Below are 16,170 nucleotides of genomic sequence, written 5' to 3' on the forward strand. Positions count from 1 at the left end.
GTCCGGTCCCGACGGGGTCGTACGCCTTTGGTCCCGGTGTACGACCCCGTCGGCGTCTGCGACCATGGTCGGGTGAGAGAGATCCGGCGAGGCACGTTGAGCGAGGAGACCTTCTACGACCAGGTCGGCGGTGAGCCGACCTTCCGGCGGCTGGCCCACCGGTTCTACGAAGGCATCGCCGAGGACGAGTTGCTGCGGCCGATGTACCCCGAGGACGACCTCGGGCCGGCCGAGGAGCGGATGGCCCTCTTCCTGATGCAGTACTGGGGCGGCCCGCGCACCTACAGCGACCGGCGCGGCCATCCGCGACTGCGGATGCGGCACGCGCCGTTCAAGGTCGACAAGGCCGCGCACGACGCCTGGCTCACCCACATGCGGGCGGCCGTGGCGAGCCTGGAGCTGCCGGCCGAGCACGAGCAGCAGCTGCTCGAGTACCTGACCTACGCCGCCGCCTCGATGATCAACACCCCGGGCTGAGCCCTCCCGGGTACCCGGGGTCACCACCCCGGGCCGAGCCCAAGCCGGGCCCCCCGGGGTCACCGGACCGGGCTGAGCCCCAGCCCCGCGCCCGGCGCGGCCGTGGTGCGCACCGCCACCGAGCCCGCCGGGGCGCTCAACCGCAGCCAGCCGCCCGCCCGGTGCACGGTCAGCGGGGCGCCGGGCTTCAGGAAGCCGACCACGTACGCGGCGTGCGGCGCCCGCAGCGGCAGCTCGGGCAGCACGGTGACCGGACGGGACCAGATCTCGTCGGCCAGGGCGTCCAGCACCGCGCGGGTCCGGTGGTGCGCCGGGACGGCCTCGCTGCGCTCCCGGAACTCCCGCACCCCGGCCATGAGTTCGGGGTACACCTCGGCCACCGGCGGGGCGCCGACCGGCCGCCAGCCGGTGCGCGGCGGCAGCAGCCCGGCCCAGGCCGGGCCGGTCACCGGCGCGGGCAGCGCGACGGCGCCCGCCTCGGCGTCCACGCCGTCCAGCAGCTGACCCGCCGAGACGGTCAGGTCCACCGGCTCGTCCAGTCCGTCCAGCCGCACGGTGCGGATCGCCAGCGCGCCCGAACCGCCCAGCGGCAGCCGCCCGAAGACCGCCAGCACGCCGTCCCCCTCGCCCGGGCCCACCGCCTGGAGCCGGACGGCCGCCGCCCGGTCGAAGCGCAGCAGGCGCAGCAGGAAGGCGGAGAGGTCGGCGGCCTCCCCGGTGTCGGTCAGGGCGAGACGGGCGGTGATGGTCACAGCGGTTCAGTCCGAATCGTCAGGTGGGGTCAGACGGTGGCGACTACCGGCTCTTCGTCCATGAAGCGGCCGAGGAACTCCCGCTCCACCGGCGAGATCCGGCGCGGCCGGCCCTCGGCCAGGTCGTAGGGGACGACCACGGTGGACGCCCGGACGTACACGATGTCCTCGCCGTCCTCGGTGACGTCCTTGATCTCGTACGAGACGGTCAGCGAGGCGCCGCCGATCTTCGTCACCCAGGTCTCGATGGTGACCGGCTCGGGCCGGCGCACCAGCGGGCGCTTGTAGTCGATCTCGTGGCGGGCCACCACCGAGCCGCCCGCGAACTCCCCGGCACCGGCCGCGGCGGCCTGGGTGAACATGAAGTCGATCCGGGCCTCCTCCAGGTAGCGCAGGAAGACCACGTTGTTGACGTGCCCGAAGGCGTCCATGTCGGACCAGCGCAGCGGGCAGGCGTAGATGTGGCGAGCCACGGGAGTTCTCCTCGGTGTCCGGTCGCCCGCCGTCCGCCGCACCGCCGGTGCGGCGGACGGCGGCGACGGGCCGCGGGGGCGGCCGGCCCCCCCGGGGGGGGGGCGCCGGGCCGTCGTGACGGCTGGGTCTCAGCCTCGGGTCAGCTTCTTGTAGGTGGCCCGGTGCGGACGGGCGGCGTCGGCGCCGAGCCGCTCGATCTTGTTCTTCTCGTACGACTCGAAGTTGCCCTCGAACCAGAACCACTTGCTCTCGCCCTCGTAGGCGAGGATGTGGGTGGCCACCCGGTCCAGGAACCAGCGGTCGTGGGAGATGACCACGGCGCAGCCGGGGAACTCCAGCAGGGCGTTCTCCAGCGAGGAGAGCGTCTCGACGTCGAGGTCGTTGGTGGGCTCGTCGAGGAGCAGCAGGTTGCCACCCTGCTTGAGGGTGAGCGCCAGGTTCAGACGGTTGCGCTCACCGCCGGAGAGCACGCCGGCCGGCTTCTGCTGGTCCGGGCCCTTGAAGCCGAAGGCCGACACGTAGGCGCGGGACGGCATCTCGACCTGGCCGACGTTGATCCAGTCCAGGCCGTCGGAGACGACCTCCCAGAGGGTCTTCTTCGGGTCGATGTTGGCGCGGCTCTGGTCGACGTAGCTGATCTTGACCGTCTCGCCGACCTTGACCGTGCCGCTGTCCGGGGTCTCCAGGTCCTGGAGCATCTTGAACAGGGTGGTCTTGCCGGCGCCGTTCGGGCCGATGACGCCGACGATGCCGTTGCGCGGCAGGGTGAAGCTCAGGTCGTCGATCAGGACCTTCTCACCGAAGGCCTTGTTGAGGTTCTCGACCTCGATGACGACGCTGCCCAGACGCGGGCCCGGCGGGATCTGGATCTCCTCGAAGTCCAGCTTCCGCATCTTGTCCGCCTCGGCCGCCATCTCCTCGTAGCGGGCCAGACGGGCCTTGGACTTCGCCTGGCGGCCCTTGGCGTTGGAGCGGACCCACTCCAGCTCCTCCTTGAGCCGCTTGGCGCGCTTGGCGTCCTTCTGGCCCTCGACCTTGAGACGCGACTGCTTGGTCTCCAGGTAGGTGGAGTAGTTGCCCTCGTACGGGTAGGCGCGGCCGCGGTCGAGCTCCAGGATCCACTCGGCGACGTTGTCCAGGAAGTACCGGTCGTGGGTGACGGCCACGACGGTGCCCTTGTACTTCTCCAGGTGCTGCTCCAGCCAGTTCACCGACTCGGCGTCCAGGTGGTTGGTGGGCTCGTCGAGCAGCAGCAGGTCGGGGGCCTCCAGCAGCAGCTTGCAGAGCGCGACGCGGCGCTTCTCGCCACCGGAGAGCTTGGTGACCGGCCAGTCGCCGGGCGGGCAGCCCAGGGCGTCCATGGCCTGCTCCAGCTGGGCGTCCAGGTCCCAGGCCTCGGCGTGGTCCAGGTCCTCCTGGAGCTTGCCCATCTCGTCCAGCAGGGCGTCCGAGTAGTCGGTCGCCATCAGCTCGGCGATCTCGTTGAAGCGGTTGAGCTTCCCCTTGATCTCCTTGACGCCGTCCTCGACGTTCTCCAGGACGGTCTTGGACTCGTCGAGCGGCGGCTCCTGGAGGAGCATGCCGACGGTGAAGCCGGGCGAGAGGAAGGCGTCGCCGTTGGAGGGGTGCTCCAGGCCGGCCATCATCTTCAGCACGGTCGACTTACCGGCGCCGTTGGGGCCCACGACGCCGATCTTCGCTCCGGGGAGGAAGCTGAGCGTCACGTCGTCAAGGATGACCTTGTCTCCGTGAGCCTTGCGCACCTTGCGCATCGTGTAGATGTATTCCGCCACGTGAGATCGCTCCGGCGTCGTCGGGAGTATTCGGCTTGCAGCCTTCCATTGTGCCGCACCCGGCCCGGAGCCCCGAATCGTCCAGGTGACCCCGCGGGGGTATCCGCGACCGCTCCCGCCCGCCCGGCCCGTCCTCCCCGCCCCCGCGCCGGAACGGCGACGGCCCGGCTCCCCGCAGCGGGTGCGGGGAGCCGGGCCGTCTCGGCCGCGCTCAGGGCGTCGGGAGGTCACTGCCTCCCGGCCCGGTAGGGCGGTTCAGCCGGTTCAGGCGGTGCTGCGGCCGTGGCGGCCGCGGCGGCGCAGGACGAAGACGGCGGCGCCACCGGCCACGACCAGGCCACCGGCGACGGCGGCGAGGATCGGGGTGGAGTCATTGGCACCGGTCTGGGCCAGGCCACCGGTGCCCGGGGCGGCGCTGGTGGTCGCCGGGGCCGGCTGGCCGGCCGCGTTGCTCGGGGTGCTCGACGCGGTCGCGGTCGGGGTGCCGGACGGCTTGCCGGTCGCGGCCGGGGTGGTCGGGGCCGGGGTCGGCGTCACGCCGACCTTGCAGTCCAGGGTGCCCGTGAACTGCTTGGAGAAGCCGTTCGGACCGGACACGGTGATGTCGTAGCGGGTCTTCTCCTCGACCTTGACGACGACGCTCTCGGTCTTGCCCGGCTGGACGGCGACCTGCTGCTTGCCGACCGTGACGGTGGCGGCCTCGTCACCGGTGTTGGTGACGGACACCCGCACGCCGCCGGCGGCGCACTCCTCCTTGGCGGTGCTGTCGATCAGCGCGCCCTTGCCCTGCTTCCAGGTGGCCTTGGCGCCGGCCGCGACGTTCACCTTGGTGGAGCTGGCCAGGATCATGGTCTGGCTGTGACGGCCGCGGGAGTCCACGTCGCTCATGAAGACCCGGCCGCCGAGCACGCTGGCCTCGGCGGTGGCGTTGATGGCGGCCTTGCCGTCCGGGGTGCCGGCCGGCACGTCCAGGAACAGCGGGGTGTCCTTGCCGATCGGGCCGGCCAGGCTGCCGTTGACCGGCTTGTTGTCCTTGTCCAGCAGCTTGACCTTGTCCGCGGCGTCGCCGGTGACGGTCAGCTTGACCTCGTTGGCGCTGGAGTTCAGCAGGAACGGGCCGAGCTTGCCGCCCGACTTCCCGGAGACCGAGTCCGGGGAGAGGGTCAGCGAGGGCTTCGGCTCGGCCGCGACGCCCTTGTTGGCGTCGCCGACGAGGTACTCGCGCAGCTTCTTGGCCTTGTCGTTGCGCGGGGTCGCGGTCTTGTTGTCCGAGAACTTCCAGATCGCGGCCTGGGTGCCGGCGGCGGCGTCCGCCTCGCTCAGGTTGTCGACGTGGATGGCCGCGGCCAGGGACGCCAGGCTCGCCTGCGGGTACGAGTTGTCCAGGATCCAGCGGATCTTGGGGGCGTTCGCGTTGCTGTTGAGCGAGCTCGACGCCCAGTCCGCCTCGTGGTACTTGGCGTTGCTGTCCAGGTAGACCGGGTTGTCGAAGTCGATGCAGTACGTCCGGAGCTTCTCGCCGGCGCTCGTCTTGAGGGTGAACAGCCCGCCGTCGACGGTCCTGCCGTCGACGTCGATCTTCTCGCCGAGCATCTCGTTCTGGACTTCCGCGGTCACGCCCGAGCTCGGGGTGCCGGCCGCAGCCGCCGCACCGGCCGCGAACAGGCCACCGCCCAGCGCCAAACTGGTCGTGAGCATGACAGTGGTTATCCGGGACAGACTCCGCCCCTGCCTCTGGAACATCTGGGATCCCTCCGGGCCGGGCCGCTCCTAGTGGGCGGCCCGCCGACTTGCCGTTCCGCGCATGCCCCCTGTGGCGCTGCTGCGGGTATGAACCAGACGAATCCTATTGAGCCCCGGAGGCCCCGAAACCCCCATGCGAAATCAGGACGATTCCGTATCTGGATCGTTATCAATCCCCTCAAGTCCCACACAAGCTGACGGTCGGACAGAAAGCGACGGGCCGTATTCGGTTATCCGGTCGGATTGCACGTGCGGGTACAACCGCCTTCTCGATCAACATATTTGTCGACAGGGAAGGCGACCGACCGGTCAGAACGGAGCTTCCACGGCATCACCCCCTCGGTCCGCCCCGGCCGCCTCGCCCGGCTCCCTCGCGCCCGACCGCCCGCCCGGCGGCAGCGCCCGCACGACGGGCGCCGCGACCGCCGCCGGGGGCGCCGGTGAGGGCGCCGCGGAGCCCCTGCGCGCCTCCACGGCGCTCACGATCCACTCCGGCACCACCTCGCCCCCCGCGTCCGCCCCCGCCGGCCCGGCGCCGCCCGGCGGCTGGCCGCGCACCCCGGCCGCCCAACGGAACGCCGTGGTACCACGGGTGAGGTCGTGTCCGACCGATCGGGCGTCGATCTCGGCCCGGCTCCGCCGCACTTCGCCCTCCATCCACTCGCGCACCCGCAGCCGGCCGCTCACCAGCACCGGATCGCCCTTGGCCAGCGAGCCGATCAGATTGACCGCCAGCCCCCGCCAGGCCGTCACCGTCAGCCACTGCGTCTCGCCGTCCACCCAGCACTCGCGCTGCCGGTCGTACCGCCGCTCGGTGCAGCCGAGCCGGAAGTTGGCCGTCGGCACCCCGCCGCTGGTTTCGCCGTAGCTCACCTCCGTCGCCACATTGCCGATCACCGTCACGTGCGTCTCGCTCACGGCACACCTTCCGTTCTCGCCGGTGCACCGTACGGAATCGACGGTGCGCCTTGAGCGTGCGCTCCGAAGGAAATCCGGGCCACCGAGTTCCGAAATCCTGTGGATAACTCGGGCCTGTGCAACTCTTGTCACTCGCAGGGGTGAATTTCAGCCTTCCATCGCCGCTTCCGCCCTCATTTTTCGCGGCCATGACAACAAACCCGCTGCTCGCCACCCCTCCGGCGCACCCCCGAACCGCCGCCCGAACCACCGCCGAACCCGCCCCGGAAGCCGCCGGGAACGCCGCCCGGAACACGCCCCGACAGCCGTCCGCGCACGTCACCCCACCGGCGCAACCGCGATTACGGCCCCCCACCCGCGCCGTCGGCGACACATTCTCCGTGCCGAATCCATAACGGGTGAGGAGGCAGCCCCGTAACGACTGCACAACGTCCGGCGCGGAACACTCCCAGACCGCTGCACTCACGGCCTTCACCTGCGATTATCGGACCGCTCCACCGAACCGACACACCAACGGCGGTGTCGTCGCACCCGGCCGGGGAACCGGTCACCCTTATCCTGTCCCCGACAGGGCGAGGGCCCACCACCCCCACCCCCACCCTCAGGTACGGGGCCGGACAGCGCGCGCCCCGGCGCCCGCCAGCCCGATCCCGGCCACGGTCGCGCCCGCCAGGGCGCCGCCCGTCCCGCCCCCATAGCTCAGCGGATAGAGCACCCGCCTTCTAAGCGGTAGGTCGCAGGTTCGAATCCTGCTGGGGGCACCACCCGCAATTCCCGCAGGCCGCCGCACCGACGGACACTTTCCGTGTCCGATTCGGGCCGCCCGGTAATCCCGTACACCAACCGCCTTCGCGCGACCGCCGCGCGGAACCGGTGTCCACCCGTGTCATCCCGCGGCGGAAACGGGGCCGAAAACGGGGTCAATCGGAACAAGCGGAATTCCGGCCGGTGCGACCACCCCGACTCGCGCCGCTCCGCGTCGGTTCACGCCGACCTCACCCCGGCGCGCGCCGGCCTCGCACCGGCTCGCGACGGCCCACGCCGACTCTCGCCGGTCAGCCCGCCAGCCCGGCCAGATAGGCGTCCAGCAACTCCGTCTGCCGCTCCGCCGGGAACTCCTCCGGAGCGAACAGCGCCTGCACCACCAGGCCCAGCACGAAGGCCTGCGCCCCCGCCGCCAGCGCGGCCGGGTCGGCCTGCGCCGGGAGCTCCCCCAGCCGCTGGGCGTCCGCGACGTGCGCCGTGAGCGCCGCGCGCGAGCGCGCGTAGCGGCCCGCGTGCGCGGCCGCCAGCTCCGGGTCGGCCAGGGCGTGGTCCCAGGAGCCGACCCAGATCCGGTTGTCGGCCGCGCTCTCGCCGTCCAGCGGCAGCACGTCCAGCAGCGACGCCCGCACCCGGGCGAGCCCGGCGGGCGGCGGGCTGCCGTCGGCGGGAGCGGTGCGCCGGGGCCGGGCCAGCGAGCGCCGGTCCAGCTCCTCCAGGGCGTGGCTGAGCAGCGCCCGCTTGTTCGGGAAGTAGTGCGTCAACATCCCGGTGGAGGCGCCCAGTTCGGCGGCCACCGCGCGCAGGGTCAGCCCCTCGAAGCCCCGGGTGGAGAGCACCCGCCACACCCCCTCGGAGACCTCCGAGCGTCGGGCGTCATGGTCTCCACGGGCCGGTGTCATGGGGGCTATCGTACATACCAAACGTTTGTTATGAATGGTCCAGCCAACCTCAGCACCACCCGTGAAAGGCCGCCCGTGTTTGCCGTACCGCTCACCGAGAACGCCGAACTGCGCCCGCTGGAGCCCTGGCAGGCCCCCGAGTTCCTGACCCACCTCGACCGCGCCCGCGCCCACACCGACCCGTGGATCCCCTGGGCCACCTTCTCGGTCGACCTGGACTCCGCCCGCGCCACCCTCCAGCGCTACGCCGACGGCCTGGCCGCCGACCAGAAGCGGATCTACGGCATCTGGCTGGACGGCACGCTGGTCGGCGGCGTGATGTTCGTCAGCTTCGACGCCAGGTCCGGCGTCTGCGAGATCGGCGCCTGGACCGAGCCCGCCGGCGAGGGCCACGGGCTGATCACCCGCGCCGTCAGGCAGCTGCTCGACTACGCCTTCGTCACCCGCGGCATGCACCGCGCCGAGTGGTGGTGCTCCTCCGTCAACGCCCGCAGCCGGGCGGTCGCCGAGCGGCTCGGCATGACCCGCGACGGCGTGCTGCGCGAGTGGTACCCGTACAACGGGGTCCGCTACGACAAGGAGATCTGGGCCATCCTGGCCTCCGAGTGGACCGGCCAGGCCTGAACACGTACGGCACGGGGCCCGGTGGACTCCCCGTCCACCGGGCCCCGCAACCGCACCAAGCCTCCGAGCACCGCGCCTGCGGCCGTCAGGCCGCCGGCGCCCCCTGCGCCGTCCGCAGCCGCAGCACGCACAGCAGCGCCAGGACCAGCACCCCGCCCGCCGACAGGAACACCACGTCCACCGCGTCCGTGAAGCTGCGCACCGCGTGCTCGTGCGCCGCACCGGTCAGCGTCCGGACCGCGCCGAGCGGCCGCCCCGGCTCGCCCGCCTCGAAGACCCGGGCCAGCACGGTGCCGAAGAGCGCCGCGCCGAGCGCGCTGCCGAGGCTCTGGAAGAACCGGATGCCGGTGGTCGCCACCCCCAGCTGGTGCCGGGGCGCGGCCTCCTGCACCACCGTGATCAGCTGGCCGATCAGCTGGCCCAGCCCACAGCCCAGCAGGGCGAGTTCGGCCAGCACCGCCCAAAGCCCGGTGTCCGGTCCGCTGAGGCCGAGCAGCGCGAGGGCGAGCGCCGCGCAGCCGGCGCCGACGGCCAGGGAGGTCCGGGGCGGGTGGCCGCGCCCGGTCAGCCGGTCGACCAGGATCCCGGCCCCGGTCATCCCGGCCGCCAGCGGGACCAGGTAGAGGCTGGCCGCGGTCGGGCTGACGCCCCGGGCGACCTGCAGGTAGAGCATCACGTACATGATCGAGCCGATCATGCCCATCCCGACCAGGCCCTGGATCGCGAAGCCCAGCCGCACCGCGCGGATCCGGAACAGCGAGAGCGGCAGCACCGGCTCGGCCGCGGTGGCCTGGCGCCACAGGAAGAGGCCGAACGCGCCCAGGGTGGCGGCGGCCAGCCCGAGGATCACCGGGGACGTCCAGCCGTAGTCCTTGCCGCCCCACTCGGTGACCAGCAGCAGCCCGGTCGCGAAGGCGGCCGCGAGGGCCGCACCGACGAAGTCCAGGCTCCGGCGGCCGGGCGCCGACGGGACCTTGACCACCAGGGCGACGCCGACCAGCACCAGCAGGCCGAGCGGCAGGTTGACGTAGAAGATCCAGCGCCAGCTGAGGTGGTCGGTGAGCAGCGCGCCGATCAGCGGTCCGACCGCCATGCCGAGGCCCGCGACGATCCCGCCCACCGCCCCGCCCTTGCCTGCGCCGCGCTCCGCCGGGTCCTTGAGCTGGGCGATGACCACCATGGTGACGCTCATCAGCCCGCCGCCGCCGATCCCCTGCACCGCCCGGAAGGCGATCAGCTGGTCCATCGACTGCGCCGCGCCGCAGAGCCCCGAGCCGAGCAGGAAGGTGCCGACGGCTCCGAGCAGCACCCGCTTCGCGCCGTAGACGTCGCAGAGCCTGCCGTACAGCGGCAGCAGCGCGGTGGCGGCCAGGGCGAACGCGCTGACCAGCCAGGGCAGCCGGTCGACGCCGTGGACGGGGTCGAGCTCCCGGACGATCGGCACGGTGGCCGCCGACACGATGTTCATGTCGAGCACCGCCAGCACGATCGTGACCAGGCAGAGCAGCATGCCCACCTTCCGTTGCGCGGGTGTCATCGGCGCGGCGGCGGGGTCGGGCGGTGCGGTTGCGACGGCGGTGGCCATGGTCGAGTCCCCCCAGGGTCCGTGGAGTCAGAGCCGGACCGGTGCGGTCCGGCGGGCACGGCACCACCATGGCAGTGTTTTTGGACCCGGTCAATTCTTCATCCCGACCAACCTTTCATCTCGGATAATCTTTCAGCCTGGCCAATCTTTCTGCCCGGTCAACATTTGAGCCTGGTACAGTCGCCCCATGGCGATGCGATCCGCACAGGACTTCGGCCCCGACGTCGACCTCGACGCGCTCCCGCTGCGCGAGCGCAAGAAGTTCCAGACCGGCATGCGGATCTTCCGCACCGCCATCGCGCTCTTCACCGAGCGCGGCTTCGACCAGGTCTCGGTCGCGGAGATCGCCGCCGCCGCCGAAGTGTCCAAGATGACCGTCTTCAACTACTTCCCCACCAAGGAAGACCTGGTCATGGGCCCGATGGAGCAGCACCTCGACGAGCCGGCCCGGGCGGTGCGCGACCGCGCCCCGGGGGCCTCGGCGGTGACGGCGCTGCGCGAGCACTTCCTCGCCGCCCTGGGGCGCTTCGACCCGGCCAGCGGGCTGAACGACGACGGGATGGTGCTGGACGTGGTCCGGCTGATCCACCGCACCCCGGTGCTGACCGCGCGCGCCACCTTCGGCTTCGACCAGCTGGCGCACGCCGCGCTGTCCGCCGAACTGCTCGCCCAGGACCCGGCCCACGACGAGCTGACCGCCCGGGTCGCCACCGCCCAGGTGCTGGCCGTCCGGGTCTCGCTGATCGCCGCCAACCACCGCCGGATGCTCGCCGGCGAGCGCGCCGCCGACGCCCTGCCCGCCGCGCTGGAGGAGGCCCGTCGCGCCTTCACCCTGGTCGAACACGGACTCGGCGACTACTGCACCCGCGCCGCCTGAGAGAGTTGGCGCACCACGACCGACCGGAGGTGCGCATGGACCAGCCGCTGCTCACGCGGGACCGCTCCGCCCTGCCCGCGCGGGCCGAGGGCCTCAACGCGTACGTCGGCGAGGACGGCGTCGCGGTGCTGGAGTTCGCCCGCCCGCACCGCCGCAACGCGGTGACGCTGGCGATCTGGCGGGCGCTGCCCGAGGTGCTGGAGCAGTTGGCCGGCCACGAGGGCGTGCGCGTCCTGCTGCTCACCGGCGCCGGCAACACCTTCAGCGCGGGCGCGGACATCGCCGAACTCTCCGAGGTGTACGGCGATCCGGACCGCGCGGAGGCCTACCACAAGACCAACGTCGCCGCCGAGGAGGCGCTGGCCGCCTTCCCGCACCCGACCCTCGCCGTGGTGCACGGCGCCTGCGTCGGCGGCGGCTGCCAACTGGCCGTCGCCTGCGACCTGCGGTTCGTCGCCGAGGACGCCCGGCTCGGGATCACCCCGGCCAAGCTCGGCGTGGTCTACTCGGCGGTGCCGACCGTACGGCTGGCCCGGCTGGTCGGCCCGGCCCGGGCCAAGTACCTGCTGTTCTCCGGCGAGTTGGTGACCGGCCGGGACGCCCTGCCGCTGGGCCTGGCCGAACGCGTCCTGCCGGACGCCGAACTGGACGCCGCGGCCCTCGACTTCGCCCGGCTGCTGGCCCGCCGCTCGACCCACACCATCGGCGCGGCCAAGGCCGTGCTGGACGCGCCGGCCCAGCGGGCCGACGAGGTCCTGGCGCCCTGGCTGCTCCGCTCCCGCGAGGGCTCGGACGTCCGCGAGGGCCTGGCCGCCTTCCTGGAGGGCCGCCCCGCCCGGTTCTGAGCACCTCCCGGTTCCGGGCGACCCCCGGTCCTGGGCAACCCCCGGCTGAACTCCCCCGGTTCCGAGCAGCCCCCGGTTCCGGGCATCCGCCCCCGCACGAGCGTCCACCCGAAACCCGTCCACCCCTTCACGCCCCCGGAGCACCCACCCCGATGACCGCCGAGACCGCGGCCGCACCCGCCCCCACCCCCCGGACGACCTGGGCCCGCCGGATCACCGACGGCCTGGAGCCGAAGAACGTGATCATCGCGCTGCTCCCGCTGCTGGGCGGCCTCCGCTACGGCTGGCCGGGCATCGGCTGGGCGCTGTTCGCCGCCGTGTTCGCCGCCGTCGTCCCGACCCTGATCATCCGGTACGGCATGCGCAGGGGCACCGTGGCGGACCGTCACGTCGGCCACCGGAGGCGCCGGCTGACCGTCCTGCCGCTGATCATGGGCTCGGTGCTGCTCAGCTTCGGGGTGATGATCGGACTGGACGCCCCGGCCGACCTGACCGCACTGGTCCTGGCGATGTTCGCCTCACTGGTGCCGATCCTGGTGATCACCGCCTGGTGGAAGGTCTCCGTGCACACCGCCGTGGCCACCGGCGCGGTGGTCTGCCTCGCCATCGCGCTCGGCCCGCTCTGGCTGGTGCTCCTCCCACTGGTCCCGGTGATCGGGTGGTCCCGGGTGGTGCTGCGGGACCACACCACCGCGCAGACCGTCGTCGGCGCGGCGGTGGGCGCGCTCACCGCCGGGCTCACCTTCTGGCTGGCCCGGTAGCGGTCAGCGGATCGGCATCCCCGAGATCGCCCGGGCGATCACCAGCCGCTGGATCTCGCTGGTCCCCTCGAAGATCGAGTAGATGGCGCTGTCCCGGTGCATCCGCTCCACAGGGTACTCCCGGGTGAAGCCGTTGCCGCCGAGGATCTGCATCGCCTGCGCGGTCACGTACTTGGCCGTCTCCCCCGCGTACAGCTTGGACATCGAGCCCTCGGCCGCGGTGAACGGCTGGTTGTTGACCGCCATCCAGGACGCCCGCCACACCAGCAGCCGGGCCGCGTCGATCCGGGTCCGCATGTCGGCGAGCTGGAAGGCCACGCCCTGGTTGTCGATGATCGGCCGGCCGAACTGCTCCCTGGTCCTGGCGTAGTCCAGCGCCACCTCGTACGCGGCCCGGGCGATGCCGATCGCCTGCGCGCCGACGGCGGGGCGGGAGGCCTCGAAGGTGGCCATCGCCGCGTTGCCCCGGCCGCCCGGGCGCTTGACGCCCTCGCGGGCCCGGGCGAGGCGCTCGTCCAGCTTCTCCTTGCCGCCGAGCAGGCAGCTGCCGGGCACCCGGACGCCGTCCAGCACCACCTCGGCGGTGTGCGAGGCGCGGATGCCGTGCTTCTTGAACTTCTGGCCCTGGCTCAGCCCCGGGGTGCCGGGCGGGACGACGAAGGACGCCTGGCCCTTGGCGCCGAGCTCCGGGTCGACGGTGGCGACCACCACGTGGACGGCGGCGATCCCGCCGTTGGTGGCCCAGGTCTTGGTGCCGTCGAGCACCCACTCGTCCTTGGCCCGGTCGTAGACCGCCCGGGTGCGCAGCGCCGAGACGTCGGAGCCGGCGTCCGGCTCGGAGGAGCAGAAGGCGGCCACCTTGACGTCCTCGGGGGTGCCGAACATCTGCGGGGTCCAGGTGCCGATCTGCTCGTCGGTGCCGTTGGCCAGCACCGCGACGGCGGCCAGGGTGGTGCCCACGATGGACAGTCCGATGCCCGCGTCGCCCCAGAAGAGCTCCTCCATGGCGATCGGGATGCCGACGCCGGAGGGGTCGAAGTACTGCTGGGCGTAGAAGTCCAGCGAGTAGATGCCGAGCTTGGCGGCCTCCTGGATGACCGGCCAGGGAGTCTCCTCGCGCTCGTCCCACTCGGCCGCGGCCGGCCGCATCACGTCGGCGGCGAAGCCGTGCAGCCAGTCGCGTACGGCGAGCTGGTCCGCGCCCGGGTCCAGCGAGAACGTGCTGCTCATGATGCTTTCCTCCCAAGACGTGGGCGTCCGACCTGCGGCCGACCGGGGTGTTACCTCGGGTAACATCGTCGGAGTCTGCTACTGATTGGTAACCGGTGTCAACGCCCAGGCAGGCCCCGTCGAACCCGATCCCGAGGAGCAGCGCATGTCCCGAGAGCCCCGCCGCGAGCAGCTGCTCAACGCCGCCGACCGGGTCATCCAGCGCGAGGGGCCGGGCGCCAGCATGAACGCCATCGCCGCCGAGGCCGGCATCACCAAGCCGATCCTCTACCGCCACTTCGGCGACCGGAACGGCCTGATCGGCGCCCTGACCGAGCGCCACACCAGCGGACTGCTGGCCGCCGTCCGGGCCGCCCTCGCCGAACCGCTGGAGCGCCGCGACCGGGTCGAGCACGTGCTGGACACCTACCTCGCCGGGATCGAGGCCCGCCCCCAGGTCTACCGGCTGCTCACCCACCCGGAGCCGGGCGACCCGAGCGGCGCGGGCAACGCGCTCGCCCCCGCGCTCAGGCAGATCGCCGAGGAGATCACCCGGGCCGTGCAGAGCCAGGTCGACCTCGGCGCCGACCGCGAGCTGCTCGCCGAGGCCTGGGGCCGGGGCATCACCGGCATGGTGCTGGCCGCCGGGGACTGGTGGCTGGAGGCCAGGCCCTGCTCGCGCACCCGGATGGTGCAGGCGCTGGCCGACCTGCTCTGGGGCCGGCTGGCCGCCGCCGCGGAACTGCCGACCGCCGTCCTGCCGCCCGCACCCGAACCGTCCGCCGACTGAGCCCTTCGCCGGCCGAGACGTCGGCCGAGACGTCGCCCGAACCGCCGGACCGCCTGCCCGCCGGCCCGCCCACCGAACCGCCGGCCGGACCGTTCGCGGACCGAACTCTTGTGCCGCGCACGGCAGTCCGGGCATCATCGGGCCCCACCCCACCCCCCGCCGTGCGAGGTCCCCGATGCGCCTGCGCCGCACCGCCGCCGCCCTGCTGCTCGCCGCCACCGCCACCCTCACCGCCGCCCCCGCAGCACCGGCCTCGGCCCACGGCGGGCCACCGGACCGCTTCCCCACCGGCACCGTCACCGCCGCCGACGGCCGCACCGCCCTCACCGACGCCCAGGGCCGCCGCCTGCGGCTGCGCGGCTTCAACCTCGACAAGTACGCCGAGGCCGCCCCGGCCGACCTCGACGCCGTCGCCGCCCAGGGCTTCACCCTGGTCCGGCTGCCGGTCTCCTGGACCAGGCTGGAGCCCGAACGCGGCCGACTCGACCCCACCGAGCTGCGCCGCCTGCAACGGCTCCTCGACCGGGCCGACCGGCTGGGCCTGCTAGTCCTGGTCGACTTCCACCAGGACGTGTACGGGCCGAAGTTCGGCGGCGGCACCAACGGCATCCCCGTCTGGGCCACCCGGGACGACGGGCTGCCGTTCACCCCGGACCCGGACGACTGGTTCGCCGGCTACTTCCAGCCCGCCGTCCAGGCCGCCTTCCAGCACCTCTACGACGACCCGGACCTGCGCGCCTGGCAGGCCGACTTCTACACCCGGCTCGCCCGCGAACTTCGCGGCCACCGCTCCCTGCTGGGCTACGACCTGTTCAACGAGCCGTTCGGCCCGGTGGACGGCGACCCGAGCGACCCGGCCGTGCTGGCCGCCGCCTCCGCCGCCCTGGAGGAGGGCCGGCTCCCCGACATGTACCGCCGCCTGATCGCCGCCGTGCGCGAGGCCGACTCCCGCTCCTGGCTGTTCGTCGAGCCGACCGTGCTGGTCGGCCAGGGCGTGCCCACCCACCTGCCCGGGCTCGCCGACCCGCGCCCCGGCTCGCCCCGGCTCGGCTACGCGCCGCACTTCTACGACACCGCGGTCGAGGGCGGCGCCGACTGGGACCCGGCCGGCGGCTTCGTGGAGCGGTACACCGCCGCGGTCACCGGCTACCCGGCCGCCCACCGCCTGCCCGTGCTGGTCGGCGAGTGGGGCCCGCCGGACTCCCGCACCCCGGGGAACACCGAGCTGGTCCGCCGTCAGGTCGCCGCGATGGACGGCTTCGCCGAGGGCTGGACGATGTGGTACTGGTGCCGGGGCGACGGCGGCTACTGCGCGCTCGACCCGGCCGGACGCCCCGCCCCCGGCGACGAGCCCGCCTTCGGCCCGTACCCGGTGGCCGTCGCGGGCACGGAGGTCCGCACCGGCGCCGGCGGCAGCACCGTGCGCTGGCGCGCCGACGGCACCGGCCGCGGCAGCGAACTCCTGCTGCCCCCGGCCGCGTTCCCGCGCGGCGCCCGGGTGGCCGTCTCCCCCGCCGGCGCCCGGGTCGAGGTCGAGCAGCCGACGGGCGGGCGCGCGGGAACCGTACGCGTCCGGCTCCCGCACGCCCGCCCGGGCACCACCGTGACGGTCTCGCTCAGCGCACGGTGAGCACGCAGGGCGCGCCGGGCCGGTCGTG

15 protein-coding genes and 1 tRNA gene are annotated in these 16,170 nt (G+C 73.0%); 8 read left to right on the forward strand and 8 right to left on the reverse strand.

From position 1 onward, the window contains the following. Positions 1-72 precede the first annotated feature (72 nt). Entirely contained in the window at positions 73-477 is a 405-nt protein-coding gene (locus ACIQI7_RS20110; RefSeq protein ID WP_387757836.1) for a globin, read from the forward strand. 59 nt (positions 478-536) lie between these two features. Here ACIQI7_RS20110 and ACIQI7_RS20115 read toward each other — a convergent pair whose 3' ends face one another. The 5 genes from ACIQI7_RS20115 to ACIQI7_RS20135 all read right to left on the reverse strand — a co-directional run bounded on the left by ACIQI7_RS20115 (position 537) and on the right by ACIQI7_RS20135 (position 6,157). Next, positions 537-1,229 carry a hypothetical protein gene (locus ACIQI7_RS20115; protein WP_401111633.1) on the reverse strand — a complete coding sequence of 231 codons (693 nt, stop codon included), beginning with the start codon at positions 1,227-1,229 and terminating at the stop codon, positions 537-539. A 29-nt stretch (positions 1,230-1,258) separates the two neighbouring features. Continuing rightward, the gene (locus tag ACIQI7_RS20120) at positions 1,259-1,702 is read right to left on the reverse strand and encodes an acyl-CoA thioesterase (protein WP_401111636.1); all 444 of its coding nucleotides are present in this window, start codon (positions 1,700-1,702) and stop codon (positions 1,259-1,261) included. 129 nt (positions 1,703-1,831) lie between these two features. Further along, positions 1,832-3,496: an energy-dependent translational throttle protein EttA gene (gene ettA, locus ACIQI7_RS20125; RefSeq protein ID WP_387757831.1), complete on the reverse strand. Its 1,665-nt coding sequence runs from the start codon at positions 3,494-3,496 to the stop codon at positions 1,832-1,834. Between the two features lie 264 nt (positions 3,497-3,760). Beyond that, positions 3,761-5,194, reverse strand: coding sequence for a Cys-Gln thioester bond-forming surface protein (locus tag ACIQI7_RS20130; protein ID WP_401111639.1), 1,434 nt, complete (start codon positions 5,192-5,194; stop codon positions 3,761-3,763). Positions 5,195-5,548: 354 nt separating this feature from the next. Next, complete coding sequence (locus tag ACIQI7_RS20135) at positions 5,549-6,157, reverse strand: single-stranded DNA-binding protein (protein ID WP_401111642.1); 609 nt, start codon at positions 6,155-6,157, stop codon at positions 5,549-5,551. Positions 6,158-6,845: 688 nt separating this feature from the next. On the opposite strand from ACIQI7_RS20135, the gene ACIQI7_RS20140 reads away from it, so the two are divergent. Continuing rightward, positions 6,846-6,921 (forward strand) — tRNA-Arg (locus ACIQI7_RS20140). Between the two features lie 291 nt (positions 6,922-7,212). On the opposite strand, the gene ACIQI7_RS20145 is transcribed toward ACIQI7_RS20140, so the two are convergent. Beyond that, on the reverse strand, positions 7,213-7,821 hold the full coding sequence (locus ACIQI7_RS20145; RefSeq protein ID WP_401111645.1) for a TetR/AcrR family transcriptional regulator: 609 nt from the start codon (positions 7,819-7,821) through the stop codon (positions 7,213-7,215). Between the two features lie 75 nt (positions 7,822-7,896). Here ACIQI7_RS20145 and ACIQI7_RS20150 point away from each other — a divergent pair, with 75 nt between their 5' ends. Further along, positions 7,897-8,445: a GNAT family N-acetyltransferase gene (locus tag ACIQI7_RS20150; protein WP_401111648.1), complete on the forward strand. Its 549-nt coding sequence runs from the start codon at positions 7,897-7,899 to the stop codon at positions 8,443-8,445. Positions 8,446-8,530: 85 nt separating this feature from the next. Here ACIQI7_RS20150 and ACIQI7_RS20155 read toward each other — a convergent pair whose 3' ends face one another. After that, positions 8,531-10,030: an MFS transporter gene (locus ACIQI7_RS20155; protein WP_401111651.1), complete on the reverse strand. Its 1,500-nt coding sequence runs from the start codon at positions 10,028-10,030 to the stop codon at positions 8,531-8,533. A gap of 187 nt (positions 10,031-10,217) precedes the next feature. Here ACIQI7_RS20155 and ACIQI7_RS20160 point away from each other — a divergent pair, with 187 nt between their 5' ends. From ACIQI7_RS20160 to ACIQI7_RS20170, 3 genes are all read left to right on the forward strand, one after another. Further along, the gene (locus ACIQI7_RS20160) at positions 10,218-10,907 is read left to right on the forward strand and encodes a TetR family transcriptional regulator (RefSeq protein ID WP_401111654.1); all 690 of its coding nucleotides are present in this window, start codon (positions 10,218-10,220) and stop codon (positions 10,905-10,907) included. A gap of 35 nt (positions 10,908-10,942) precedes the next feature. Further along, positions 10,943-11,752: an enoyl-CoA hydratase/isomerase family protein gene (locus ACIQI7_RS20165; RefSeq protein WP_401111657.1), complete on the forward strand. Its 810-nt coding sequence runs from the start codon at positions 10,943-10,945 to the stop codon at positions 11,750-11,752. Positions 11,753-11,904: 152 nt separating this feature from the next. Then, positions 11,905-12,513 carry a hypothetical protein gene (locus ACIQI7_RS20170; RefSeq protein ID WP_401111660.1) on the forward strand — a complete coding sequence of 203 codons (609 nt, stop codon included), beginning with the start codon at positions 11,905-11,907 and terminating at the stop codon, positions 12,511-12,513. Positions 12,514-12,516: 3 nt separating this feature from the next. Here ACIQI7_RS20170 and ACIQI7_RS20175 read toward each other — a convergent pair whose 3' ends face one another. Continuing rightward, entirely contained in the window at positions 12,517-13,743 is a 1,227-nt protein-coding gene (locus tag ACIQI7_RS20175) for an acyl-CoA dehydrogenase family protein (RefSeq protein ID WP_387757813.1), read from the reverse strand. 145 nt (positions 13,744-13,888) lie between these two features. Between ACIQI7_RS20175 and ACIQI7_RS20180 the strand changes: the two genes are divergently transcribed. Then, positions 13,889-14,512 (forward strand): TetR family transcriptional regulator, encoded by a 624-nt coding sequence (locus tag ACIQI7_RS20180; RefSeq protein WP_387757812.1) that lies wholly within the window; start codon positions 13,889-13,891, stop codon positions 14,510-14,512. A gap of 175 nt (positions 14,513-14,687) precedes the next feature. Continuing rightward, positions 14,688-16,142, forward strand: coding sequence for a cellulase family glycosylhydrolase (locus ACIQI7_RS20185; RefSeq protein WP_401111664.1), 1,455 nt, complete (start codon positions 14,688-14,690; stop codon positions 16,140-16,142). Positions 16,143-16,170 lie beyond the last annotated feature (28 nt).

This window comes from Kitasatospora sp. NPDC092039, from assembly GCF_044756065.1.
Taxonomy (GTDB): Bacteria; Actinomycetota; Actinomycetes; order Streptomycetales; family Streptomycetaceae; genus Kitasatospora.